The following is a 24686-nucleotide window of genomic DNA, read 5'->3' as shown; positions in this document are numbered from 1 at the left end:
TCAGCTGGAACCTTATCTCCGCTTTCTCTGTTGTATCAGGGACAATGCGAGTCCATATTATTATATTTAAGCTGACTTTTTTGTTAATATTGATTCAAACGGCGGGCTGTTCGTCGGACAAGGCGCAAGGGGAATCAAAAATGAGAAATTTGACCGATAACATAAGCGACTATAAATTCACCAATCATTTGATTAACGAAAGCTCACCCTATCTGCTTCAGCATGCTCACAACCCGGTCAACTGGTACCCGTGGGGTGAAGAGGCCCTGACCAGGGCCATGTCCGAGGATAAACCTATTTTTCTGTCGATCGGTTATGCCGCCTGCCACTGGTGCCATGTCATGGAGCATGAATCATTTGAAAACGAAGAAGTCGCCCGAATCCTGAATGAAAATTTCATAGCCATAAAAGTCGACCGCGAGCAGCGGCCCGATTTGGATCAGATATATATGGCGGCCACAATGGCGCTGACCGGCTCAGGCGGGTGGCCGATGTCGGTTTTTCTAACTTCCGATCTGAAACCGTTTTATGCCGGGACATATTTCCCTCTTCATGATGGCTATGGCCGGCCCGGGTTTCTGAGCCTGATTCAAAAGATTGCCGAGGCCTATAAAAATGACCGCGAAAACATCGAACAGTACTCAAAAGATTTTGTCGATAGGCTTCAGGCGGCCTATGATTCCAGTGGTGCAAGTATCCCTCTGAATAAAAATATCCCGGTAACCGCCGCCGAAGGTTTGATGCGAAATTATGACACGATAAATGGCGGGTTCGGAAATGCCCCCAAATTTCCGCATCCGATCGATCTGTCATTCCTGATGAAAGCTTATGCCGACAACAAAAACAAGGCCGTTCTGGAGGCGTTGGAGCACACGCTTCGGAAGATGGCCGATGGCGGCATATATGATCAGATCGGCGGTGGTTTTCACCGCTATGCGACCGATGCCCGCTGGCTGGTGCCGCATTTTGAGAAGATGCTTTACGATAACGCCATGCTGGCCGTGACTTACAGCGAGGCCTTCCAATTGACCGGTAATGAGTCGTATCGCAGGGTGGTCAGAGAAACCCTCGATTTCATGCTGCGCGAGATGCACCATCAAAACGGCGGCTTCTATTCCGCCCTTGATGCCGACAGCGAGGGCGAAGAAGGCAAATTTTATGTCTGGAATAAGGACGAAGTCGATTTATTGCTGGGCGAGCGTTCGGAGATGTTCTGCAAGTATTATAATATTACGAAACAGGGTAATTTCGAAAACAACAGCAATATTCCCAATATTGATTCATCTTCAAAGAAGTATCGTGAAGAATCCGGGTTTTCCGACGAACAGTTCGAACAAATGTTGGAAGATGGCAAAAAAATTCTTTTTAACAAACGTTCCGGGCGCGTGCGACCGTTTACCGATGACAAAATACTGACATCCTGGAATGGTCTGGCAATATCGGGTTTTGCCCGCGGTTATCAGATAACGGGTGATGAAAAATACCGCGAGGCCGCTTTGAGCGCGGCCGCATTTATCAGGGATACTTTATATCGCAATGGGAAATTGATTCATTCTTATCGCGACGGCAAAGCCTCCGAAGGCATCTTTCTTGAAGACTACGCCTATTTGACGGCCGGGCTGATAGATCTATATGAAATTGTCCATGGCTATGAATGGATAGAATTTGCTTCAAAGCTTGCCCGCGATGCTGTCGTTGATTTCGCCGATGATGAAGGTAATTTCTATCTGGCCCCGACCAATCAGGCCGATCATTATATGCGCCCGAAGGATATCGCCGACGGCGCCCTGCCGGCCCCCGGCTCGATTATGATGCAGGTTTTACTGAAACTGTCGCAAATCACCGGCGATAAGTTCTTCCAGGAGCAGGCCGAGAAGGCGCTGGCGGCTGTTTCGGGCAATATTTCGGGAGCGCCCTATGGGATGATCTCGGCCGTAACCGCCCTCGATTACCTTATTTCGGACAAAATTGAACTGGTGTTGGTGGGCAAGGCGTATCGCCAGGATTTTCTTGATGAAATCTATAACCGTTATTTCCCTAATCGAATTATCGTGGTTTCCGACCGCGGTGAGGAGAAAATCGATCTTCTTGAGGGGAGAAGATCGATCGGGGAAACGGTTGCCTATGTCTGCATTAACTCCGCCTGCCTGCTTCCGGCTGCGAGCCCGGCGGAACTCAGAAAACAGTTGGAAAAGCTGTAATTTTCTGTAATTCAAGCTTTCGCTTGCCCCAAAAAAAGTCTATATTTTTCTGAATCGTTTTCAGTTAATTTTTATCTAACTAAGTGATAAACAATAAGGGATACCAATATGCTGGAAGCAAAATTGAAATGGAGCGGGGGGCTCAAATTTGACGGGACCTCGGCCTATGGATTGCCGATTTCAGCCGACGGTGCCAAAGTCGCCGGGGGCGGCGAACAGGGATACAAACCGACCGAACTGGTTATGTTTGGTCTGGCCGGCTGCACCGGCATGGATGTGGTCAAAATACTCGAGAAAATGCGCCAGAACCTGACCGGGCTGGAAATCGAGGTCAAGGCTTTTCAGCCCGAACAATATCCCAAACCCTTTCACAAGATCGAAGTGAAATATATCCTCCGCGGCAAAAATCTGGACCGCAATAAGGTCGAACAGGCGATAACTCTTTCTGAGGAGAAATACTGCGCGGTCAGTCTGACTTTAAAGGGTGTCGCCAATATTAAAACGAGCATTGAAATAATCGAGGAGTGAAAATGGATAAACTGGCATACACGGTCAAAAGCAAAAAGCCATTTGATGAAATATCGATCCTTATTGGCAAAGCTGTCCCCGAGCACAAATTCCGGGTGCTGGCAGTGCATAATGTCCAGGAGACACTGGCCGAAAAAGGATTTGAAATCGGCCCGATGAAAATTTTCGAAGTCTGTAACGCCGCTTTCGCCTACAAAGCGATAAAGAGCGATGTCAATGTGGCGATGTTCATGCCCTGCAAAATCGTGGTGCGCGAGGAAAAAGGCGGCACCGTTATGACGTTGGTGCGTCCGTCGATGATCGCGGAAATGCTTCCTGATTCGGGACTCGATGATCTCGCCATCGATGTCGAGAAACAGCTTTCGGGCATAATTGATGAAATTAAATAAAAAGCTCTTTGTCAAAATGGGCTCCGGTCTTATATTGGGAGGGCTGGCCGGAATCGGCGTCAGTTACCTTTATTCACATCTCGGCGCCACGTGACCGCTGATGTGCAACACCATGGTTGCGATGGTGTTGGGGATGATAGCCGGTACGGTTATGTCGGTTGGTGGAGCTAAATAAAATGCCGTTGTACGAATATAATTGTTTGGAATGCAGTGATAAATTCGAGGAACTGGTTTCCTCGATGGATACTATAGTAAAGTGCCCGAAATGCGGCTCGGATAAAACCGTCAAGCAGTTCTCGACTTTCGCCTCGAACGCCATCAAAGGCGATGCCTGCGGGACCTGCAAACCATCGGTCGGTTTTGGCTGAGCTTCATGTAAGTAGCGGACCAGTCGGCCCGCATAGTTATGTTGGTGATGAGCTATTTCCGATCAATCATAATTCTGGCCATAGTGGTTGTCATTGTCGGCAGTTGCGGCGATGATTACAAAACCCCGGCCGATATTAAGGGCACCGTCGCCTGGCTCGATGCCAAATCGGCCCTTCCGGTGTTTCCCTTCGGAACCAATCCGATTTATATGTTCATTTACTCCGAACGGAGTCAGCCGTGCAAGGCCATGATGGACAATATTTTTTCAAGGCCGGAAATTGTCAAGTACATGAACCGGCATTTCAGCAGTATCGCGATCATTCCGGAGGAATTGGATACGGTCAAGTTTCTCGGACAAACCCTGACTAAGATCGAATTACTTAATGCCCTCAGGGTCGATGGGCTGCCGTCGCACTATTTCTTCGACAAAGCCGGCGATCTGGTCGGCGCGCGAACCGGGTACATTCAATTGGTCGAATTCAAACAGCTTTTGAAATATATGGCCGAAGGATATGTCGCCAAGTATGATTTCGGCACCTTCCAGTCAATGCCTGAAGCCGAGATGGATACGGTCCTCGGAAAGTTCTAATCTTTCTTTCTCGCCACCACCGCGATCCGGCCGCTCTTTCTGTCCGGCTTGCGTAATTTGAACGCCTTATAAAATCCTTTGATCTCAAAACCGGCGCTTTTAAGAAGCCTTTGTATAACACTGTTGGGATAGGCTCGCTCGGTATGCAGTTCCTCGGTCCGTTCCCAATGACGGCCCTTTTTGGTAAAGAACACCGCCCTCAAAGTAGCCATCGGTTCGCCTTCGTGCAATTTGGCTTTCCAGACCCAGGCCAGATCATCCCGGACACCGGCATTGGTCATTTTGGCCCAGACGGCTTTGAAACCGTGATATGTATTCATGTCGAAAATGAAATAACCGCCCGGATTGAGATGCGCGGCGACCCGCACAAAACACTCTTTGAGATCGGCTTCGCTCAGCAGATAATTCAGGCTGTCGAAGTAGCAGGTGGCCAGGTCAAATTTTTTTAATTGGCGGCTCTTGCCTTCTTTGATAGACAATTTCGGCAAAACCTGACGCACGAAATCGATTTTGAGTTTCTTGCTCTTGGCCTTTTTCTGTGCCGCTTTCAGCATTTCCGGCGAGCCATCGACCCCGGTCACTTCAAGGCCGCGCTCGGCGAACATGGTTGCGGCGGTCCCGGTGCCGCAGCAAATCTCAAGAACATTTTGCGGGTCGTGGTTGAATTTTCGGAGAATCCGAAAAGTGTAGTCGATCATCCTGACCGCAAATCGATCCATATACATGCTGTCATAAAGCGCCGCCATATGCTGGTATGGTTTTTGTTTGGAAGCCATATTTATAGTGGAATTTAATATTGTTATTTTAAAAACACTATATTATTTTTGAAAAATGAAAAGCCCTGTGGATTCAAATATGAATAAGCTATATTTCGGCGACAATCTCGAAATAATGCAAAAATATATAAAAGACGAGAGTGTTGATCTGATTTACCTGGATCCGCCATTTAATTCCGATCGGGCATATAATGTTATTTTCAAAGATAAAACAGGGAAAAAATCAGCTTCCCAAATTCAAGCCTTTGAGGATACCTGGTACTGGAAGGAAGAAACCCAGGATGCTTTTGATGAAATAATGAACGGTTCTTACAGCGCAGAATTAAAAGATATGATGCGTTCATTCGTTGAGTTTATGGGTAGAAGTAATTTAATGGCATATTTGACAATGATGGCTATAAGACTTACAGAAATGCATAGGATTCTAAAATCAACGGGCTCGATTTACCTACATTGTGATCCCACAGCAAGTCACTATATAAAAATTCTGATGGATCATATTTTCGATATAAAAAATTTTAGGAATGAAATTATTTGGAGGCGTTCACAACCGAAATCACATATAAAAAATAGATTTTCAAACTCACATGATGTAATTCTCACCTATACAAAATCTCAATCTGCATATTTTAAACCGCTCTATATCGCACATGATCCCGAATATTTAAAAAAATTTTATAAATATATCGAAGAAGGCACAGGACGCAGATATAAGTTGGGTGATCTTACCAATCCTAATAAAAATCGGCCTAATCTGACATATGAATTTCCTCCAGGGAGTGGTAATATTCGAGTATGGCGGTGGACAAAGGAACGCATGCTGAAAGCATGGAAAGACGGAAGGGTTATATTGCAACCCAATAGCAAAATCATACGCGAAAAAGGATATTTGGACGAAATGTCGGGATCCTCCGTAACCGACCTATGGTCGGATATTGAGCATTTGCACGGATCACATAATGAATCGATGGGATATCCTACTCAGAAGCCAGTGGCGCTTTTGGAACGCATTATTGAATCTTCTTCAGAAGAAGGTGGTATGGTCTTGGATCCATTTTGCGGTTGCGGAACCGCCATTGCTGCGGCCGAAAAATTAGGTAGAAATTGGATTGGAATAGACATTACATTTCTAGCTATAGCATTAATAAAGAAAAGGATAAATGACCATTTCCCTGACGCCAAGTTTGAAGTTATTGGGGAGCCTAGATCATTGGAGGATGCTAGGGCGTTATTCAATCAATCACCATTCCAATTTGAAAGCTGGGCGGTTTCATTGATGGGCGGCCAACCATTTAAATCAACGGGTGGCGGCGATACTGGGATAGATGGTTTCCTATATTTTCATGATATTCATAAAAAATATTATCCAATCATAATAGAAGTAAAGGGTGGCAAATATCAACCCAAAGATATCAGAGCTTTAAAAGCCGTAATGGATAGAGAAAATGCCCCTCTAGGCGTATTAATTGCCCTTCATAAGCCGACAGGTGGAATGGAAAAGGAAGCCGCGGCATTGGGCAAATGGGAAGTTCCGGGCACCAATAGAAAATGTCCGGTACTTCAAATAGTTACGATTGAAGAATTATTTGCGGGTAAAGACCTTCGTTTACCTGACACAAGCAGCACCTTAAAGAAAGCGAAAAGGGAAATTCGCGAAAAAGAAAAACAGCAAAAATTTCTTTGAAAGGCAATTCTGTCTAATCTATCAAAATTCTTCCCTCCATTTTTATTAATATCATTTCCCTTGTTTCTTGTTGACAAACAGACACTTATACGATTTTCATTAGGGAACACCGATTTTCTCGAATAAGCAAATTATATCGAAAGTATATAATACAAATGTAGGGCACTATTATAAAGCCAAAAACAAACAAGTTTTGAATAGAAAGGAGCATATATGCCGACTATATTCTGGTTCTGGCTGGCTGCGGCGGTGATCTTCCTGATTATCGAGCTCTCGACGCCGACACTGGTCTTTGCCTGTTTTGTCATAGGTTCGATCGGAAGTGCCGTAACTTCGACCATGACCGATTCATACCTGATACAGGCCGGAGTATTTGCCGGGATTTCGATCATTCTGATACCGCTGACCCGTCCGCTGGCGAACAAACTCACCAAACCGTCGCCTCAGCTGACCAATGTCGATGCCATGGTCGGACGTCCCGGCCTGGTTATGAAGAAGATCGATCCGGCCAAGGATATCGGCCAGGTAAGGGTTGACGGGCAGGTCTGGCAGGCGGTCGCCAGCGAAGTTATTGAAGAAGGCGCCAAAATAAAGGTGGACAAAGTTATGGGCGCCCGTGTGTATGTTACTAAGGATGAATCATAAGGAAGGCAGGCACGCCCGTCACAGGCAGGCCTGTCGGAAAGGATGGATACAATGGATTTAACTCCTTTTTTCTTTGTCGGGGTTGTTATCGTTCTGGCCTTTATTCTCGGCGGTATGTCGATCAGGATTATCCGCCCCTTTGAGAAAGGGCTGGTGGAGCGGCTGGGCCGCTACCAGCGAACGCTTGGCTCCGGTCTCAACCTGATTGTGCCGTTTTTCGACACGGTGCAGAAGGTTGATATGCGGGAAATCGTTCTGGATGTCCCGCCGCAACTGGTGATAACAAAAGATAACGTCGGCGTGGAAGTGGACTGCATTATTTATTGTCAGGTAACCGATCCGGTCCGTTCCCGCTATGAAATATCGAATTATATCATGGCCTCGACCAAGTTGGCGCAGACCAATCTGCGTAATGTCATCGGCGAAATGGAACTCGACCAGTCACTCTCGTCGCGCGACCTGATCAATTCCCAGCTTCGTGATGTCCTCGATACCGCCACCGATAAGTGGGGTGTCAAGGTCAATCGTGTGGAAATCCAGCGCATCGATCCGCCGGTCGATATCACCGAAGCCATGAGCCGGCAGATGAAAGCCGAGCGCGAAAAACGTGCCGCCATCCTCGAAGCGGAAGGCCTCAAGCAAGCCGCAATTACCAAGGCGGAAGGTTACAGACAGTCGGCCATTCTGGAAGCGGAAGGTCAGGCTGAAGCGGTTCGCAAGAGAGCCGATGCCGAAAAATATCGCCAGATTGCGGTCGCCGAGGGTGAGGCCCAGGCCATTGGCAATGTTTTCACGGCGATTCATGCCGGAAAACCGGATAATGAGCTAATTACGCTGAAATACCTTGAGATGCTTCCCAAACTGGCCGAAGGTTCCGCCAATAAGCTGTTCCTGCCGTATGAAGCCAGCGGCATAATCAGCGCTTTGGCGGCAATGGTGGAAGGCATCAAAACCGATAAAACCGCGGTCCCGAAAGCATAATAGAATAATTGACTGATTAAGGCGGGATGTGAACATCCCGCTTTTTTATTTGTTATCCTGTTTACAAGTGTAAGTTATTTGGTTAAATTGAGCCCTGAAAGGGGTATATTGAAAAATGAATAAAGACAATGACAATGAGGTCCGGCATCCTGCTGTCGCCGGCGCGTTTTATCCGGCCGACCCGATGGCTCTAACCAAAATGCTGGCCGAATTTTTTGCCAAAGCCAAGAAGAAACCCCTTTCCGGACGACCGATAGCCATTATTGCGCCTCATGCCGGTTATGTCTATTCCGGCAAGACGGCGGCTATGGCCTACAAGCATCTCGAAGGGCAGCAATATGATGTTGTCGTCGTGATTTCACCGTCACATACTATTTTTTTCCAGGGGTCATCGGTCTATGACGGCGACGCTTATCAGACCCCGCTGGGAACGGTTGAAATAGATACCGAACTTTCCCGTAAAATCGGCTCCATGCATCCCTCGATCTATCTGTCAAACAAGGGCCATACCGGCGGATCGATTCGCGGCGAACATTCGCTCGAAGTGCAGCTTCCTTTTCTGCAACAGGTTCTCGGCAAATTCAAACTGGTCGCAATTGTCCTCGGCGATCAGGAGGAAGCCACCTGCCGGGTTCTGGGAGAGGTTCTGGCCTCGGCGCTGGGCGGATTAAACAGTCTTATTGTCGCCTCATCCGATCTCTCCCATTTTCATGAAGAAAAAGAGGCCCGCAAGCTGGATGGCCATATCCAGCGGGCGGTTGAAGAATATGATGCCGACAAATTATTGAATGCGCTGATGTCCGGCCGGGGAGAGGCCTGCGGCGGCGGCCCGATAGCCGCGGCTATTATTGCCTCCAAAAAGCTGGGTGGCGAGGAAGTCATCATCACCGGTTATTCCACCTCGGGCGAAACTACCAGTGATTTTTCCGAAGTAGTCGGCTATCTCTCTGCGCTGATTGTATCCAGCAAAGCGGTGCCGAAACGGGATACCGCCATGGGCAGTCCGGCTAAAAAGAAATATCAGGGGCTGGTGAAGGAAGACAAGGAGTATCTTCTCAAGCTGGCCAAAGATGCCGTGGTTGCCGCGATGAATAAAGAAAAATTCAGTGTTTCGGAACCGTCCGCACGGGTTCTCAAGGAAAACAGCGGTGCCTTCGTAACCCTGAAAATACGCGGGGCGCTTCGCGGCTGTATCGGCATGATCCGCGCAGCCAAGCCGCTTTATCAGACAGTAATGGAAATGGCCCAGGCGGCGGCATTTGAAGATCCGCGATTTGAGCCTCTTACTAAGGACGAATTGGATCATATTGAAATCGAAATATCGGCTCTTTCGCCTCTGCAAAGAGTGGAAGATCCGGAGCAGATACAGGTCGGCCGCGACGGACTGATGATTGTGATGCAGATGCATTCCGGGCTTCTTCTGCCGCAGGTGGCGACCGAAAACAACTGGGATCGGACAACCTTTCTTGAACAGACCTGCCTTAAAGCAGGTTTGCCGAAAAGCAGCTACAAGGATAAAGCGGCCCAGATTTACCGCTTTACCGCCGAGGTTTTTTAAACCATTCAGCGAATCATAAGTCTGAAATTATATTGAACTAATGTACGCTTTCCATTAGATTCCTCCTATGTCCGGCGAATTGAAAGAAAAAGTGCTTGTCACTGGGGCCAATGGTTTTGTCGGCAGCCGCCTGTGTCGAAGATTGCTGGCGGATGGTTTTCATGTCATCGCCGGCGTCAGAGAGGGGTGTGACGGCACATATCTGGTCCCGCTCGATGTCGAGTATCGCTTCGGCGATATAACCCAGCCCGAAACACTTCCAGAAATGGTCGCCGGCGTCGATTATATCATTCACAACGCCGGTGTCGTCAAAGTAACCAGACAGGAAATGTTTTTCGAAGTCAACCAGGCCGGGACAAGAAATCTGCTGGAAGCCGCCGCCGCGACAGCGAACCTGAAAAAACTCATATTTATCTCATCGGCCGCCGCCTCGGGGCCGTCGGAACCGGGTCTTCCGAGAACCGAAGCCATGCCGCCGATGCCGATTACCGCTTATGGCCGGTCAAAAATGGCCGCGGAAGAAGAGGTGCTTAAGTTTGCCGATAAAATAAATTCGGTAATAATCCGCCCGCCCGCCATCTATGGTCCCGGTGATAAAGAAATGTTCGCCTTTTTCAATATTCTCAATAATCGCATTAAACCGTACCTGGGCAGTTTGAAACGCCGCATCCAACTGGTGCATGTGGATGATCTGGCGCGGGCCGTATCGATAGCGCTCAGGGCGAGGACCAGTTCCGGCGCGATTTATTTTATCGGCGAAAAGCAAAGTTACAGCTATAAGGAACTGGTGCGGCATCTTCGCAATGCTGTCGGACGCGCCGGACTGCCGTTATATATCCCCGGCGGGTTCGTTAAAGCGATTGCATTCTTATCCGAAAGCGTCATGAAGATATTCGGGAAAACACCGATGTTCACGGTCGAGAAGGCCGACGAAATTCTCGGCAACTGGGAATTCTGCGTCGGGAAAGCCGGCGATGAGCTCGGTTTTGAATCGGAGATCGCCTTTGCCGACGGGGCCTTGGAAACAACTTACTGGTACAGGGAAGAGGGATGGCTTTGATCTTAAGTTTTAAATTGCTGATGTACTGCCTTGTTTGTGGCGGTGCCTATCTCCTGCTGGTCGATCTGATCTGGAACCGGCTGGAATCGTTTATTCCCACGTTCAAAAATTTCCCCAATGAATTGGTGGAACAAAAAAATTTCGGCTGGTTTCTTTCCAGTCTGATTATCGAATTCATTTTCTTCGTGTTGATGCCGGCGGTCATATATGATCGCTTCTACACCGTCCTCCCGTTCTCGGGAATTCGCGGCGGAATATCCATCGGACTGTTCCTGTTTCTGTTCGGGATGGTCCCCCTCTCGATTTTAATTCTCTTCAGGATAAAAATTCCGGCCGTTTATATGCTGTACAAAATGACGGGAATGCTGATCCGGATCGTCGGGACACTGGCCATTATCGGCTATTTGTACTCACTTTAATTTTTGGGAAATTGGTAAAACAATATGAACAGTGACATCGAAAATAAATTCAGAGTCGCACGAAAACTGTTTCCGGTCACCGGCAATGGCCGCGGTATAACATATCTTAATGCCGCTTCCACCGGGCCGCTTTCCGATCCGGTGAAAGAAAAATTGGATAATTACTATCAATCGACACAGTACCTTGACAAAAACTCCGATCATGCCGCCTTTGCCGATCTCGATAAAATCCGCAAACTGGGCGGAAACATGATCGGCGCCCGGGCCGATGAAGTCGGCTTCGGCTTCCACACCGGTTACGGGTTGAACGTTGCCGCCTTCGGGCTGCCGCTGCAAAAGGGTGATGAGGTGCTTCTCTCCGATATCGAGTTCCCTTCGAATGTCTATCCCTGGCTGGCCCTGCGCGAACGTGGTATCAAAGTGAAATTTATCAAATCTTCCGGGCGTTTTTTCGATATCGACAATTTCAAAAAAGCCATCGGCAAAAAAAGTAAAGTGCTGTCCCTTTCCTTTGTGCAATTTTTCAACGGTTACAAGAATGACCTGAAGGAAATCGGAAAAATCTGCAAGGATAACGGGTTGTACTTCGTGGTGGACGGTATCCAGGGATGCGGCGTCGAGACTTTAAACGTTCATGATTGCCTGATCGACATATTTTCATCGGGGGCCCAAAAATGGCTGCTTTCGCCTCTTGGGACCGGCTTTTTCTATGTCAGAAAAGATCTTCAAAAACAATTGAAAACGCCCTTCACAAGCTGGCTGTCGGTCGATTGGAAGCTCAATTTCACCGACCTGTTCCATTATGAATTGCCCTATTTCGATTCGGCCCGGCGCTTCGAGATGGGGACTTATCCCTATGCGCATGTCCATGCCATGGCGGCGGCGCTCGAGATAATCAATTCCCTCGGCGTGAAAAATATTCAATCGCATAATCATCAGTTGCTCGATATTCTCATTGAATATCTTAAGGCAAGCAGCTATTATCATATTGTTTCGAGCCTGGAGAAGAAACATCGCTCATCGATTCTGGCTTTTGCCTGCCCCGATGTCAAAGCCGTGCACCAAACGCTATTGAAAGAGAAAATCATCTGCGTTCAGAGAGAAAGGGCCGTCAGGGTATCGGTGCATCTTTATAATAATGAAAAGGATATAAAACATCTTATATCGGTTCTGAAAAGATTCGAGTCATGATTTTTTCAATGTCGCTTTCGAGCGGTATTGCGTATAATTATTAAAATCATATTATTGAATTAAGATCGCCTTACCATAAATTTCGGGCGAGCGTTTTAATCAGGGAGAGGAGGAACCATGAGGAAACTGACTTCACTGTTAATTGTCGTATTTCTTTTTGCGGCTTATGCCGTAGTTGCGGCGCAGGAAGGGACACCGGCACAGCCTGTGGAAAAAAAGGCCGAGGCCGAAGTGAAAGCCGAAGTGGTGAAACCGGCGGAAATGCCGGTCATAATGGTCGAGGCTCAGGTTTGCAGTGCTATCGAGGAGCGGATGCCGAGCGGCATGGCCGACAGTTTTATGCCTGATGTCGGCGAAGTGTACCTGTGGTGCAAGGTAACCGGCTGTATGGATACGACCGTCATTCATCATGTCTGGTATCGTAACGGCGAGCAGATGGCCGATGTCGAGCTTCCGGTCCGCAGCTCATCCTGGCGCACCTGGAGCAGTAAACAGATACTGCCGTCATGGACAGGCAACTGGGAGGTCAAGATTACCGATGCCGGCGGCAAAGAGATGAAAGTAGTACCTTTCAAAATCGCCGCCGCGGAATAATTGACAGCGCAATTACTGGCTTCTGATTAAGGGGACAGAAAGATTTTCTGTCCCCTTTCACTTGTATGACACCGAACAATATCAGATTATAACTTGTTGTCCTGGACAATCTTCCGATAATTGTCCGGGTCGGTGGCGCCTTCGGTATTGATTAGCAGGATAACCGACTTCGTGTCGATCTTCATCATGTCCCGGATATCCGCATATTGATTATCCCTCGTCAGCAGCCACAACAGACCGGCGGTTACCGCCCCTGATTCACCGGAAATAATTTTGGGATCTTTGCCTGAAGGGTCGGCCAAAAGCCGCATGCCTTCGACCGCCACCGCATCATCACAGGCCAGACAAATATCGGCGTAATCGTTTATAATATCCCAGGCCAGCGGATTGGGTTCACCGCATGACAGCCCGGCCATAATCGTCTTCAAATCACCTTTGGCCCGGTATGGTTCGCCGTCACCTATGACAAAAGAATCATAAAAACAGGCGGCATGATGCGGCTCGACGATCGCCGTATAGGGATATAATTCGCCGTATTTCGAGACCAGATATCCCAGGACCGCCGCCGCCATCGAACCGACGCCAGCCTGTAAAAAAATATGGGTCGGTTTATCAAGCCCAATGGTCTTCATTTGCACCAGAGCTTCATAGATTATAGTCAGATAACCCTGCATGATCCATTCGGGGATATTCTGGTAGCCTTCAAAAGCGGTATCCTGAATCAGCACCCACCCTTTTTTGGAGGCCGTTTCCGCGGCAAGCGCCACCGTGTCATCATAATTCGCCTTAGTCAATTTCACTTCGGCACCGGTTTCCTCGATCGCTCTTATTCTGGCCGGAACCGTCCCGGCCGGCATAAACACCACTGCCTTATGTCCCAGAATTTGCGCGGTCCGGGCAACACCCAGCCCATGGTTGCCATCGGTGGCGGTGGCGAAAGTTATGGTCCCCAGTTGCCGGCGGACAGATTCGGATTGAATGTAAGCAAAATCGAGCCTGGCCGGATGATCTTCGATTCGTGAATAAATATATTTCGCTATGGCATAAATCCCGCCGAGCACCTTGAATGAATTCAAGCCGAATCTTTTGGATTCATCCTTAATAAGAACTTCCAAAACCTGCATTTTGGAGGAAGCCGCACTTAGTTTTAAAAGCGGTGTGGGGTAATACTGCGGGATAATTCCATGAAAGCTGAGAGCTTCCTCGGCCGCAGCGACCGACAAATTCGGGGGAATCTGCTCCCTGCCGATTCCGATCCGGGCGCGTTTATTCAATACCGCGTCAATAAGCCTCATTTCCTGAAATCCTTTCAAAATTGTTGCGAGGCTGAGTAAATATATATAATCAATTATTCTGAGTCAACGAATCTGATGCCGTGCGCAGAATTTCCGGGTGGGTTTTGATATAGTCAAAAATCATGTCGGCGGCGACCTGATGCCCCCTGGCATTGAAATGAATCGGATCCATTGAAGCGTTATCAAACAGGTCATTATAGCGGTCGAACTCGGCGGCGAGGTCTATCAGGGCGGTCTTTGTATCACGCGCCAGCGAATGTATCTGCTGGTTGTAGTATTGGTGATAGAGATGCATCAATGATTGTTTTGCCGGCGGGTAATACTTATCGAGAGATGGTATCGGCGATGTCAGCAAAATCGGCGTGATTCCTTCCCGGCGACATTGCTGTACAATAACATTCAAATTGTCATAGATATCAGGAATACTCACCCGATAGACCGGATTCTTTCTGTCGAGTTTTTCCTCAAGCGGTTTTTCGACCGCGGATAAAATTAATTTTTTTGCCAGACGGTAAATTTTAAGCCGCGAGAGGAAATTTTGTACATTGATTATGGCTTCCGGCGGCATCTGCTGATCCTTATCGGTAATATTTCCGGCCGCCGCCCATTGATCGTTCCAGGCGAACATGATCGTTACGACATCCGGTTTCAACGGCAAAATGTCCGAAAGAAAAAATCTTCGTCCCTGAAATGAGCTGTAACCGGGGACCGCCCCGTTAATGGCCTCGACCTTCGGTAGCGATGGGTCGCTGTTTATCAGGGCGCCCAGCCGGTTGATATAAGTTTCGTTTTCCGGGATTCCCCAGCCGAATGTACATGAATTACCAATAGCGACTATTCGCGGCAGATCTGATTTTTGGGGAATTTCTTCGCCGCGAAGCCCGGCGGAGTTAATATTATATTCCTTTCCCTCGAAAAAACGTGAACTGATTTTCTGCGCCGGGCGCAATTTCCAGAAAAGCTGACTGTCCTTCTTGAATACCTCGGGATAATCAAGCGCCCGGTTGACCAGGAAAAAGCGATTCTGGAAATAGCTGTCGATTGGAATAATCGTGAATAATAGCTCGGTAAACCCTATAAATATCGGAATGGATAATATCAGAAGTACTACTCTTTGCGTTTTTTTCGATAGAAACGGCCGCGCTCCGTTTTTTGGATCGTCGAGGTTCATGGGCTAAAAGAGTGAATAAATAAAAGGTGCCAGGGCCGAAGACTCGGTAAAGACTATCAGAAGAGACAATAGTAACAAAAAAACAAAAATCGGTCCCAGCCACCACCGCTTGGAGGTCTTTAGAAAATACCAGAACTCGCCGAAAATTTTAAGGCGATCTTTCGAGGATTGAAAAATTCCCATATACTAAATATACTCACGATCAATATCGGCGCAACCGATTTTTAGTCGCTTCCGACAGCAATTTTGAGAGCGTTGAAGAGGCCAGGTTTGATCTCATCTTTTATAATAATATGGTTTTCCATCACCAGAATATCGATGCCCGAGGATATAAAGGTCCTGAAAGCGTCCCGCGGCGAGAGCACAATCGGGTGGCCTCTCAGGTTAAAGGATGTGTTAAGCAAAACCGCTGTGCCGGTCAGTCTTTCGAATTGAACCAGTATGTCATACAGCAGACAATTATCTTTGCGATTAACCGTTTGAATTCTGGCGGTACCATCGACATGCGTGACCGCGGGGATCCTCTCGCGTTTTTCGGGCCTGACGTTGAAATTGAAAAGCATATATGGCGATCTCCGGGCGCCCTCGAAATACTCGTCAGCTTTTTCCTCAGTTACTGCCGGCGCAAAGGGTCGAAACGGCTCCCGGAACTTCACCGCCCGGTTGATTCTCTCTTTCATCTCGGCTTTTCGGGGGTCGGCCAGGATCGACCGAAAGCCCAGTGCCCGCGGCCCGAATTCCATCGGGCCACTGAATACGGCCACGATTTTGTCATTGGCCAGATTATCCGCGATAAACTTCGGCAATTCGCTTTCATCAATCCTTTTATAGGGCGCCTTGATTTCCTTCAAAGAGTTTTCGACGATTTCCTCGCTATAGGCCGGTCCGAAAGTGAAATAAGACCCATTGTCGGTTTTCATCTCGTCCGTAAGCGAATAATGCGCGTACAGTGCCGCGCCAACCGCGCCGCCGCTGTCCGATGAAGCCGGCTGAATATAGATATCATCGAATAATTCGCTTTGCAAAAGCTTGCCACCGGCGGCGCAATTGAGGGCCACTCCACCCGAAAGGCAGAGCTTATTCTCGCCGGTTAATTTTATGGCATGAGCGGCCATCTTGAAAATGATTTCCTCGGTAATATGTTGGATCGAGGCGGCAATATCTCGGTCCGAATCGGTCAGGGCCGATTCCGAACGCCGCCTCGGCCGGCCGAACAATGTCTCGAATTTGCCGCCGGTCATCTCAAGACCATAATGATACTTGAAATATTGCAGATTCAGGTGAATGGATCCGTCTTCGAAAATCTCGACAATATTGTTTTTGATCAGATCGACATATTTCGGTTTCCCATACGGCGCCAGACCCATTACTTTGTATTCCGCCGAATTTACTTCAAATCCGAGGAAATAGGTGAAAGCGGAATAGAGCAAGCCGACCGAGTGAGGATAATTCATCGATTTGAAGATTTCGATCTTATTGCCGGAGCCTTTTCCGATCGAAGCGGTCGCCCACTCGCCGACGCCGTCGATGGTCAGGATGGCGGCATGATCGAACGGGGAACTGAAATAAGCCCCGGCGGCATGCGACAGGTGGTGCTCGATATAAAGCGTCTTGCAGTGATAATTCAGTTCCTTTTTCAGAATTTGCGGCAGCCACAGCTTTTCGCGAAGCCAGACCGGGATAGCTTTCCTGAAAGCCTGGTATGACCTCGGAACAGTCTGCATATAGCCGCCCAATATCCGGTCGAATTTGGTGAACGGCTTGTCATAAAAAATGATGTAATCGAGATTATCGATTGCTATACCGGCTTTGTCGAGGCAAAAGCCGATCGCCTTTCGCGGCAGAGCGGCATCATGCTTGATGCCGCTGAAGCGCTCTTCCTGGGCCGCCGCCGTAAGATTGCCGTCTATTACCAGGGCGGCCGCCGCATCGTGATAAAAACATGATATTCCCAGGATCTTCATAATAATCAGCTTTGATGCGAGGTCCGGTCAGGGTCGAACTCGCCGATTTTGACATCCTGCCAGTTACTATCGCTTTTAATCTTTTTTCTGAGCGGATCATAGCCAAACAATTTCAGGATCAGCCCGAAAGGGACAAAAATCAGGAAATAGAATAAAAATAAAATGATCCCGGTGTTAACCCTGCCGATAAAATGCGCAAATCGTTTCCAGTTTTGCAGGATTTTGGAAAATGCTTTTTTCATCGACTGAAAGTTAACTCAATAATTGCATATTTACAAGCCCTTAGAGAAGTTATTGATTTTACTCCGATAATGCCTTTTATTGGTTTTCTCGGGATAGTTCTTTTTTTTGAAATAATTAAGAGATATGGAGTCAATAATGCGGAAGCTCATCTTTGCAATCATTATTTTCAAGTCATTATTATTCGCCACCGCGGCGCATTCACTTCCTGCCGTCGAGGGGCAGGTGTTTGGAATTATGCCCATCACCAATGAGGTCTCACTTTATAAAAATGTCGATGATGACGGCGCCGACCGCGGGGAGACTCTGCAAATAGTCGCCATCAACACCATAAAGGTCTGGACCGAATTCAACTTCGAATTCACCGGTGATTTTAACTGGGATATGTCCTCCGAAACATGGGATCATTATATCGAATTATCGCTGGTAAAACCGGTCGGGTATAATTTTTCGGTTAATTATCAGCGTATTATTTCCACTTTTGAAAACAGGCCGGTTAACCAATTCGGGCTGAGATTTTCCTTTTAAACGGCCGGAAATGCCCGCCTGACAGGCTTCCGCGAAATATCAGGCCGTCTTGATTTTTCTTGACAAGGTGCAAAAACCGTATATATTTTCAGTATCCTTAGACATAATCCCTCCCACCTCTCGACTACTTGTTAGCCGAGAGGTATTTTTTTGCATGTAATTGAGGATTTTATAAACATTTTTTCAGCCAACACCCGATTAAAGTAGTATATTATTATAAATTGGGTAATGATTATGATTAAATCCCGCATACCTGCCCTTTTGGTAGCAACAATATTATTGTTATCAGGCGGTTTTTCCATGGCGCAGACCATGGAAGGATTGTTGTCGCGGACAGCCGCCCCGAACCGAAGCCTTAACGAACCGGTTTTCCCGTCGGCGGTATCGGTGGCCAGACTTCATTACAGCGGCGGCGGTGACTGGTACTGGGGCAGCTCGTCCATACCGAATTTTCTTCACTTTATCCGGGAAAACAGCAATTTCCCGGTGGACACTAATGAAAAAGTCGTGCAGATTATGGATGACAATCTCTTTCGCTACCCGTTCCTGTTCGCCACGGGGCACGGCATTATGAAATTTTCAGAAGATGAAAAAGAACGGCTTCGAACCTATCTGGCCAATGGCGGCTTTCTTTTTATAAATGATTCTTACGGCATGGAAAAGAGCCTTCGCCAGGAAATATCAAAACTGTTTCCTGAGCGGGAACTGGTCGAGCTTCCCTTCGACCACCCGATTTATCACAGTTACTATGATTTTCCCAACGGCCCGCCGAAAATTCATGAGCATGACAATAAACCGGCTCGCGGGTATGGCATTGTAATCGACGGGCGGGTGGTGCTTTACTACCTACTTGAATCCGATATCGGTGACGGCTGGGAAGATTCTCAGGTGCACAATGATCCTCCCGAAAAAAGGGAAGCGGCCCTGAAAATGGGCATGAATATTCTCGTATATGCTATGACCAACTAAAGCGGGGCAAATAATGGCAATGAATCATAATGACAAAATTACGGTCCTGGTCGGAAGAATCAAATCGGTTCTGTTGAAGGAAAAGCTGATTCTGTTCTCCGCTGGACTGCTGGGGACTATAACGGCGCTGCTGGTAGTATCGATTCTTCTGTCACTTATGGCCGGCATTATCATTCTGCCGGTCTGGCTCAAAGTCGGCCTGCTGGTTATGTCCGGTCTGGCCTCGGTTTATATTTTCTGGAAACTGGCCCTATCCCGGTTGTTTTCCGGTTCGGTAGAGTCCATTGCGGTCAGGCTCGAGAAAAAATTTCCGCAATTGAAGGGGCGGCTGATCGCGGCCATTCAGTTTTCCGTTTTTGCCGAGGAAGACCGCCGCTACTACTCAAATGATCTTATCGAAGCCACGCTGGTTCAGGCGGCCGAGAATGCCCGCAGTCTGAATTTCGGCTCGGTTGTTTCCGGTTACCCGGTCTGGCGCAATTTTCGAACCTTTGCCGGAATGGCGGCGCTGGCGGTTGCCCTGCTGGTGGTATTCCCCGGATTTTTCTCCTACTCATACAAAGTGTATTCACGGCCGACCGAATTGGTAACGCAGCCGCTGGGATATAAACTGAAGGCTTATCCCGGATCTCAGATAGCCATTAAATATCGTGATGTTGACCTGGGCGGTGTTTTGACAGGCGAAAAATTCCCCGATAAGGCAACCGTATATTATAAATTCAGCGAAGGCATCTGGCAGAAATCGGAGATCGACCTGACCGGGCGCGCCGGGATCCGGACTGCCATAGGCGATTCTCTGCTGTTTGTTACGACCCTGAAGCAGGTCCGCCGCTCGCTTGATTATTATGTCGAGGCGGGCCGGGAGCAGACGCCGGTCGCTCATATCGACGTGGTTGATCGTCCGCGCGTTACCGGAATAAAATTGTCGTTGTTTTATCCCGGATATACCGGCCTGGCGCCGACCGTGATCGACGAAAACGATGGTTCGATGTCGGCGGTGGTCGGAACCCGCGTCAATATGAAGATCGAGACCAATACGGGGGTCGATATCGCCGAACTGATATTTGAAGATTCTTCCCGTTCGAAATTCGAAATAAGCGGGCAGACCGCCGAGCAGTCGTTCCGTATCGACCGCGACCGAAGCTACCTGATTCACCTGGTTGACAAACAGGGCGAGGAAAACCCCGACCCGATCGAGTATCACATAACCGCGATACCTGATGAATATCCGGTTATCGAGGTGGTTCGCCCCGGAGTGGATATCAATCTCAATGAAGAAATGATGGTACCGATTCTTCTGAGGATTTCCGATGATTACGGTTTTTCGTCGCTGGTTCTGAAATACGATATCGTCTCCGACGGCCGCCGCGGCGAAGAAAATGTGGCGGTGCTTAATTTTTCAGACAGAATAAAGACCGAAGGCGAGATCAATTTCAACTGGGATATCGAGCCGCTTCGCCTGATGCCGTCCGACTACATCGAGTACCATTTCGACCTGGCCGACAATGATGCGGTCAGCGGGCCCAAAATCACCAGCTCGAGGATTTATATTGCGCGGCTCCCTTCGCTCGAGGAAATCATTGCCCAGACCGAGGCAGAGTACAACCAGAATGTCGATAAGACCGAGGAATACCTGAAACAGCAAAAGGATCTGTCGGAAAGGATGAAGAGCATTGCGCGCAAACTCGAGCAGGAAAAAGCCAATTCCGATAATAAGCTGTCCTGGCAGCATCAGAAGGAGCTGCAGGATATAGCCGAGAAGGAAGAGGATATCTCGCGCCAGTTGGAGCAGACCGCCGACAAGATGAATAACCTGATCGATAAGATGCAGGAGAGCCGGTTTGCCGGCCGCGAACTGCTGGAAAAGCTGGCCGAAATACAGAAGCTGTTCGAGGAGATTGCGACTCCGGAAATGCGGGAGGCGCGCCTTAAACTTCTTGAAGCGCTCAAGCAGATGGACAAGGATATGTTGAACCAGGCGCTTAAGGATTATCAGATGTCGCAGGAAGAGATGATGCGCCGCCTTGATCGGACCATCGCCCTCCTGAAAAAAATGCAGATCGAGCAGAAAATCGACGCCATGACCGAGATGACCCGTGAACTGGCCGAAAAGCAGACCAAGGTGAATGAAAATACAACCGATTCGAACCCGGAAAAATTGCCGTCGCTGACCCCGTCGGAGCAAAAAGTCAGGGATGGCATGGACGGCTTGAAGAATGAGGCCCAGAAACTTCGCGATATGTTGAAAGAAACCGCCTACAAGATGGCTGAGGAGGCCGACAAATTCTGCAAAGCGGTTGAATCCAATGATGCCGCCCAAAATATGGAAAATATGATAAGCAGTATGTCCGAAAAGGACAAAGAGACCTCACTCAAGCAAGGAGAGCAGGCGCTGTCAAAGCTCCTGAGTCTGCTCGATCAGCTTCAGCAGGGTCAGGCCAAAATGTGCAAGGGGGGCGGAGCGGAAGTGGCCCAGAAGATGCGCGATGCTATCGATGATATCAACTACCTCTCCAATAACGAGGAGGATCTGATTAACCGAACCGGCGAGATTCGCAGCGGTTCGGATGTCCTCCGCGATCTGGCCGGGGAGCAGCAGATAGTCAGGGAGTCGGTTACCGGCCTGTCAAAACGCATCGAAGAACTTGGCAAGGAATCCCCGTTTCTCGCGGCCAACCTGCATGGTTTGGCCAACTATGCCATGAATAATCTTGATCTGGCCATAGACAAGCTTTCCGACCGGCGCAGCAATGATGCCCTCGGCTATCAGCGTGAGGCTCTCTGGAGCCTTAACCGGGCGGCGCTGAACATGCTGGACGCCCTGGAACAGCAGAGTCAGTGCAATAAGGGCGGCAGCTGCGACAAGCCATCACAAAAGATGGAATCGCTGTGCATGCAGCAACAGCAATTGAATATGCAAACGCAATCACAGTGCAATAACCCGAATAATATGAGCCCCGGCGGGGAGGAGGCTCTTAAGCGCCTGGCTGCCGAGCAGGGCGCCATTCAAAAATCACTGTCCGAGCTGGAAAAGGAATTCGGCAGCAGCCGCGAAGTTCTGGGGCGGCTCGATGCCGTCGCCCAGGATATGGAAAAAGTGGTGGACCAGCTCAGTAACGGCGAAGTCGGACAGGAAACCCTTGACCGACAGCTCAAAATATATTCACGCATGCTCGATGCCACCAGGACCATGCAAAGAAAAGACTTTACGGAACAGCGCAAGGCCTCGGTCGGGCTTGATGTTCTGAGATCGTCGCCGGGGGCTCTTTCCGGAAATAATTTGCAGGGCGGGCTGAATATCGAGGACCGCCTGCGGCAGTTCCTCAATGAAAGCTATCCCCAGGAATATGAACAGCATATTAAGGCATATTTCAAGGCGCTCCTGGAATCGGTTTATCAGTCACCCCCACCGGCAATGGAAAATGAATAAGATCATCTCCGTCATAATTCTGTTAATTCTTGCCGAAGCCGGAGCGGTTTATGGTCAGTCCGATCAGAATAGAGTAGCACCGCGGATAATTATGGAAAAGGAACGGCCCGATACCGCCCTGGTGGATGATGATCTGACCCTGCCGCGGCAGTTAATGTCGCGTGGCGCTTTTATCAGTGCCGCCGGCCTTCTTGAAGATCTTTATGCGGCCGACCCGGAAAACCGCGAGACAGTCAATCTTCTGCTGAATTGTTATTTCGAATTGAAGGCCTACTCCAAGGCGGAACTTTTGCTGCAAAGAATACTCGAGCGGTTTCCTTTCGAGTATCCTTATCATATGCGCCTTCTTGATCTTTACCTGAAATCCGGCGTCGATTCCACCATCAGCCTGCAAATCGGCAATATGCTGGGCAAATTTCCCGGAAATCCGGACATGTATCGAGCCATTATCACAAAGCTGATCGAATATGGCTTTAACGACAAAGCCCTGCAAATGATCGAAAACGGCCGCAGGGAATTTTCCAATAATTCGTTGTTTGCACTCGAACGAGCCTCACTTTTTGAAAATAAAGGCGAGTACTATAATGCCGCCATGGAATATTATGGCGCCGTCGGTCTGGATTCTCTGCTAAGAACGGAGGCCGACCGAAAACTGGCTGCTTTAATCCGCTATCCCGGCGCGACCGATGAAGTAATTCGGGCGCTGGACCATCTCCTCGATTCGCTGCCGAACAATACCTATATTCTTAAAGTCTTGCAGGAGGCATATATCCGTTCAGACCGATACGGGGATGCTTTCAACGTCAGCGTGAAACTTGATTCGCTGTCCGAAACCAAGGGCCGTGAACTCTATGGATATTTGAGAAATTGCTACCTGCGAAAATTGTACGAACAGGTCATAAAAATGGCCGAATATATCGACACGCAGGACTTTCCCAAGAACGAAATTTCTCAATACCGGTTTCATTATGGAGAAGCTCTGATTGGTGTCGGAAGAGTTCGTGACGCCATCGAGGTCTATCGTAAAATCATCGGACAATATCCGCTGACCCGCGATCGGGCCATGGCCATTCTGGCCATCGCTAATGCCTATAGATACAATCTCATGGAATATGATACCGCGCGCATCTATTATGATTCCGCTGCCGCCTATAATTTCAGCCCCGTCCGCTTTTCATCATGGCTCGAAATAGCCAAATTGTATGTCATCTATGACCAGCTTGATTCCGCCGCAACGGCTTATTCGCGTCTTTTAATCGACGGCGATGCCGAGGAGCGCCGTGAGCTGATTTCCTATAATCTGGCCATGATTTTGTTCTATAAGAAACAATTCGGAGAAGCCGATCTGGCTTTCCGTAAAATTATAAACGATTTCTCGCGCGGCTATTTTACTAATGACGCCTTGATAAACAGTCTGATTATCCGTGAGGCCCAGGCCTCATCGCCGGGCGCCCTCGATCTTTATACCGACGCCATCTACTTCGATGCCCGACTGATGCCGGATTCGGTGGTGGCCCGTTTCAACCAAATAATTAACATGGGGCAATCATCGCTGACCGGGCTGACCATGCTTCGTCTGGCCGAACATTATTGTCAGTATCACGATACCACGGCGGCCCTGACGGTAATTGACAAAATGGCCGCCAATTATGCCGGCGATTACTTTTTTCCATATACGCTTAAATTAAAAGGCGATATTTTGGCGGCGGACCTCGTCCGGGTGGACGAGGCCGCGGAAATTTACCGGGATTTATTGCAGAACTATGGCAGTTATCCCTTTATCGGCGAGGTAAGGGAGGCGCTGCAAAAAATCGAGAAAACAAAGCAGGCCAGCTAGTTCTTAGTATTCGGCCTCTTCCAATTCGGTTTCACGCTGTATTTCCGATTTCATGGCCCGAAGCTGCATTTCGAGGTTTTCTATCCTACTTTCATAGTTTTCCATTTTTGCAGCCTTCATTTTGATAGTCGTCCTTATGAGTACGCCCAGAGAAATAAGCAAAAACAGAACAGAATTAATCTGTCGGAAAATCTCACCGTAATTGAACAGGGAGTCCATGAAGGCCGCTATGCCCAGGAAAAACATTATGGCGCACCAAATAAACATA

General features: G+C 48.5%; 24 protein-coding genes. 17 read left to right on the top strand and 7 right to left on the bottom strand.

Annotation, left to right across the window (positions count from 1 at the left end; genetic code table 11):
• The first annotated feature begins 44 nt into the window (after nucleotides 1-44).
• The 5 genes from CVT49_09160 (at nucleotide 45) to CVT49_09140 (ending at nucleotide 4076) form a co-directional block, all read left to right on the top strand.
• Nucleotides 45-2201, top strand: a complete 2157-nt coding sequence (locus tag CVT49_09160; GenBank protein PKK83359.1) for a thioredoxin domain-containing protein — start codon at nucleotides 45-47, stop codon at nucleotides 2199-2201.
• A 108-nt stretch (nucleotides 2202-2309) separates the two neighbouring features.
• Nucleotides 2310-2729, top strand: coding sequence for an osmotically inducible protein OsmC (locus CVT49_09155; protein PKK83358.1), 420 nt, complete (start codon nucleotides 2310-2312; stop codon nucleotides 2727-2729).
• Nucleotides 2730-2731: 2 nt separating this feature from the next.
• Nucleotides 2732-3118, top strand: coding sequence for a hypothetical protein (locus CVT49_09150; GenBank protein PKK83357.1), 387 nt, complete (start codon nucleotides 2732-2734; stop codon nucleotides 3116-3118).
• 176 nt (nucleotides 3119-3294) lie between these two features.
• Nucleotides 3295-3486: an FmdB family transcriptional regulator gene (locus tag CVT49_09145; protein ID PKK83356.1), complete on the top strand. Its 192-nt coding sequence runs from the start codon at nucleotides 3295-3297 to the stop codon at nucleotides 3484-3486.
• 38 nt (nucleotides 3487-3524) lie between these two features.
• Entirely contained in the window at nucleotides 3525-4076 is a 552-nt protein-coding gene (locus tag CVT49_09140; GenBank protein PKK83355.1) for a hypothetical protein, read from the top strand.
• Here CVT49_09140 and CVT49_09135 read toward each other — a convergent pair.
• On the bottom strand, nucleotides 4073-4852 hold the full coding sequence (locus CVT49_09135; protein PKK83354.1) for a hypothetical protein: 780 nt from the start codon (nucleotides 4850-4852) through the stop codon (nucleotides 4073-4075). The two genes, CVT49_09140 and CVT49_09135, sit on opposite strands and share 4 nt — an antisense overlap.
• A 55-nt stretch (nucleotides 4853-4907) precedes the next feature.
• On the opposite strand from CVT49_09135, the gene CVT49_09130 reads away from it, so the two are divergent.
• The 8 genes from CVT49_09130 to CVT49_09095 all read left to right on the top strand — a co-directional run bounded on the left by CVT49_09130 (nucleotide 4908) and on the right by CVT49_09095 (nucleotide 12984).
• Entirely contained in the window at nucleotides 4908-6536 is a 1629-nt protein-coding gene (locus CVT49_09130; GenBank protein ID PKK83353.1) for a site-specific DNA-methyltransferase, read from the top strand.
• Between the two features lie 213 nt (nucleotides 6537-6749).
• Nucleotides 6750-7181 (top strand): hypothetical protein, encoded by a 432-nt coding sequence (locus tag CVT49_09125; protein ID PKK83352.1) that lies wholly within the window; start codon nucleotides 6750-6752, stop codon nucleotides 7179-7181.
• Between the two features lie 51 nt (nucleotides 7182-7232).
• Nucleotides 7233-8162 (top strand): SPFH/Band 7/PHB domain protein, encoded by a 930-nt coding sequence (locus CVT49_09120; GenBank protein PKK83368.1) that lies wholly within the window; start codon nucleotides 7233-7235, stop codon nucleotides 8160-8162.
• Nucleotides 8163-8277: 115 nt separating this feature from the next.
• Complete coding sequence (locus CVT49_09115) at nucleotides 8278-9720, top strand: hypothetical protein (protein ID PKK83351.1); 1443 nt, start codon at nucleotides 8278-8280, stop codon at nucleotides 9718-9720.
• Between the two features lie 67 nt (nucleotides 9721-9787).
• Complete coding sequence (locus CVT49_09110; protein PKK83350.1) at nucleotides 9788-10780, top strand: hypothetical protein; 993 nt, start codon at nucleotides 9788-9790, stop codon at nucleotides 10778-10780.
• The gene (locus tag CVT49_09105; protein ID PKK83349.1) at nucleotides 10771-11199 is read left to right on the top strand and encodes a hypothetical protein; all 429 of its coding nucleotides are present in this window, start codon (nucleotides 10771-10773) and stop codon (nucleotides 11197-11199) included. Before CVT49_09110 ends, CVT49_09105 begins: the two co-directional genes overlap by 10 nt.
• 24 nt (nucleotides 11200-11223) lie before the next feature.
• Nucleotides 11224-12390, top strand: coding sequence for a hypothetical protein (locus CVT49_09100; protein PKK83348.1), 1167 nt, complete (start codon nucleotides 11224-11226; stop codon nucleotides 12388-12390).
• A 261-nt stretch (nucleotides 12391-12651) separates the two neighbouring features.
• Nucleotides 12652-12984, top strand: coding sequence for a DUF2914 domain-containing protein (locus CVT49_09095; GenBank protein ID PKK83367.1), 333 nt, complete (start codon nucleotides 12652-12654; stop codon nucleotides 12982-12984).
• Between the two features lie 86 nt (nucleotides 12985-13070).
• Here CVT49_09095 and CVT49_09090 read toward each other — a convergent pair whose 3' ends face one another.
• The 5 genes from CVT49_09090 to CVT49_09070 are packed head-to-tail and all read right to left on the bottom strand — an operon-like array spanning nucleotide 13071 to nucleotide 17656.
• Nucleotides 13071-14279 carry a diaminopropionate ammonia-lyase gene (locus CVT49_09090; protein ID PKK83347.1) on the bottom strand — a complete coding sequence of 403 codons (1209 nt, stop codon included), beginning with the start codon at nucleotides 14277-14279 and terminating at the stop codon, nucleotides 13071-13073.
• 49 nt (nucleotides 14280-14328) lie between these two features.
• Nucleotides 14329-15450 (bottom strand): hypothetical protein, encoded by a 1122-nt coding sequence (locus tag CVT49_09085; protein PKK83346.1) that lies wholly within the window; start codon nucleotides 15448-15450, stop codon nucleotides 14329-14331.
• Between the two features lie 3 nt (nucleotides 15451-15453).
• The gene (locus tag CVT49_09080; protein ID PKK83345.1) at nucleotides 15454-15633 is read right to left on the bottom strand and encodes a hypothetical protein; all 180 of its coding nucleotides are present in this window, start codon (nucleotides 15631-15633) and stop codon (nucleotides 15454-15456) included.
• Between the two features lie 41 nt (nucleotides 15634-15674).
• Nucleotides 15675-17414: a hypothetical protein gene (locus CVT49_09075; GenBank protein PKK83344.1), complete on the bottom strand. Its 1740-nt coding sequence runs from the start codon at nucleotides 17412-17414 to the stop codon at nucleotides 15675-15677.
• A gap of 5 nt (nucleotides 17415-17419) precedes the next feature.
• Nucleotides 17420-17656 carry a hypothetical protein gene (locus CVT49_09070; GenBank protein PKK83343.1) on the bottom strand — a complete coding sequence of 79 codons (237 nt, stop codon included), beginning with the start codon at nucleotides 17654-17656 and terminating at the stop codon, nucleotides 17420-17422.
• Nucleotides 17657-17792: 136 nt separating this feature from the next.
• On the opposite strand from CVT49_09070, the gene CVT49_09065 reads away from it, so the two are divergent.
• The 4 genes from CVT49_09065 (at nucleotide 17793) to CVT49_09050 (ending at nucleotide 24418) form a co-directional block, all read left to right on the top strand.
• Nucleotides 17793-18182 (top strand): hypothetical protein, encoded by a 390-nt coding sequence (locus CVT49_09065; protein PKK83342.1) that lies wholly within the window; start codon nucleotides 17793-17795, stop codon nucleotides 18180-18182.
• A 300-nt stretch (nucleotides 18183-18482) separates the two neighbouring features.
• Nucleotides 18483-19151, top strand: coding sequence for a hypothetical protein (locus tag CVT49_09060; GenBank protein ID PKK83341.1), 669 nt, complete (start codon nucleotides 18483-18485; stop codon nucleotides 19149-19151).
• 13 nt (nucleotides 19152-19164) lie between these two features.
• Entirely contained in the window at nucleotides 19165-22581 is a 3417-nt protein-coding gene (locus CVT49_09055; GenBank protein ID PKK83340.1) for a hypothetical protein, read from the top strand.
• Entirely contained in the window at nucleotides 22478-24418 is a 1941-nt protein-coding gene (locus tag CVT49_09050; GenBank protein ID PKK83339.1) for a hypothetical protein, read from the top strand. Before CVT49_09055 ends, CVT49_09050 begins: the two co-directional genes overlap by 104 nt.
• Before the next feature lie 3 nt (nucleotides 24419-24421).
• Here the strand turns inward: CVT49_09050 and CVT49_09045 are convergent, their stop codons facing one another.
• Nucleotides 24422-24685, bottom strand: coding sequence for a hypothetical protein (locus tag CVT49_09045; GenBank protein PKK83338.1), 264 nt, complete (start codon nucleotides 24683-24685; stop codon nucleotides 24422-24424).
• Nucleotide 24686: the final 1 nt, after the last annotated feature.

It is taken from the genome of candidate division Zixibacteria bacterium HGW-Zixibacteria-1 (assembly GCA_002838945.1).
Lineage (GTDB): Bacteria > Zixibacteria > MSB-5A5 > GN15 > PGXB01 > PGXB01.
The sequence above is the reverse complement of the archived record's forward strand: the minus strand, read 5'-3'. Positions and strand labels throughout refer to the sequence as shown.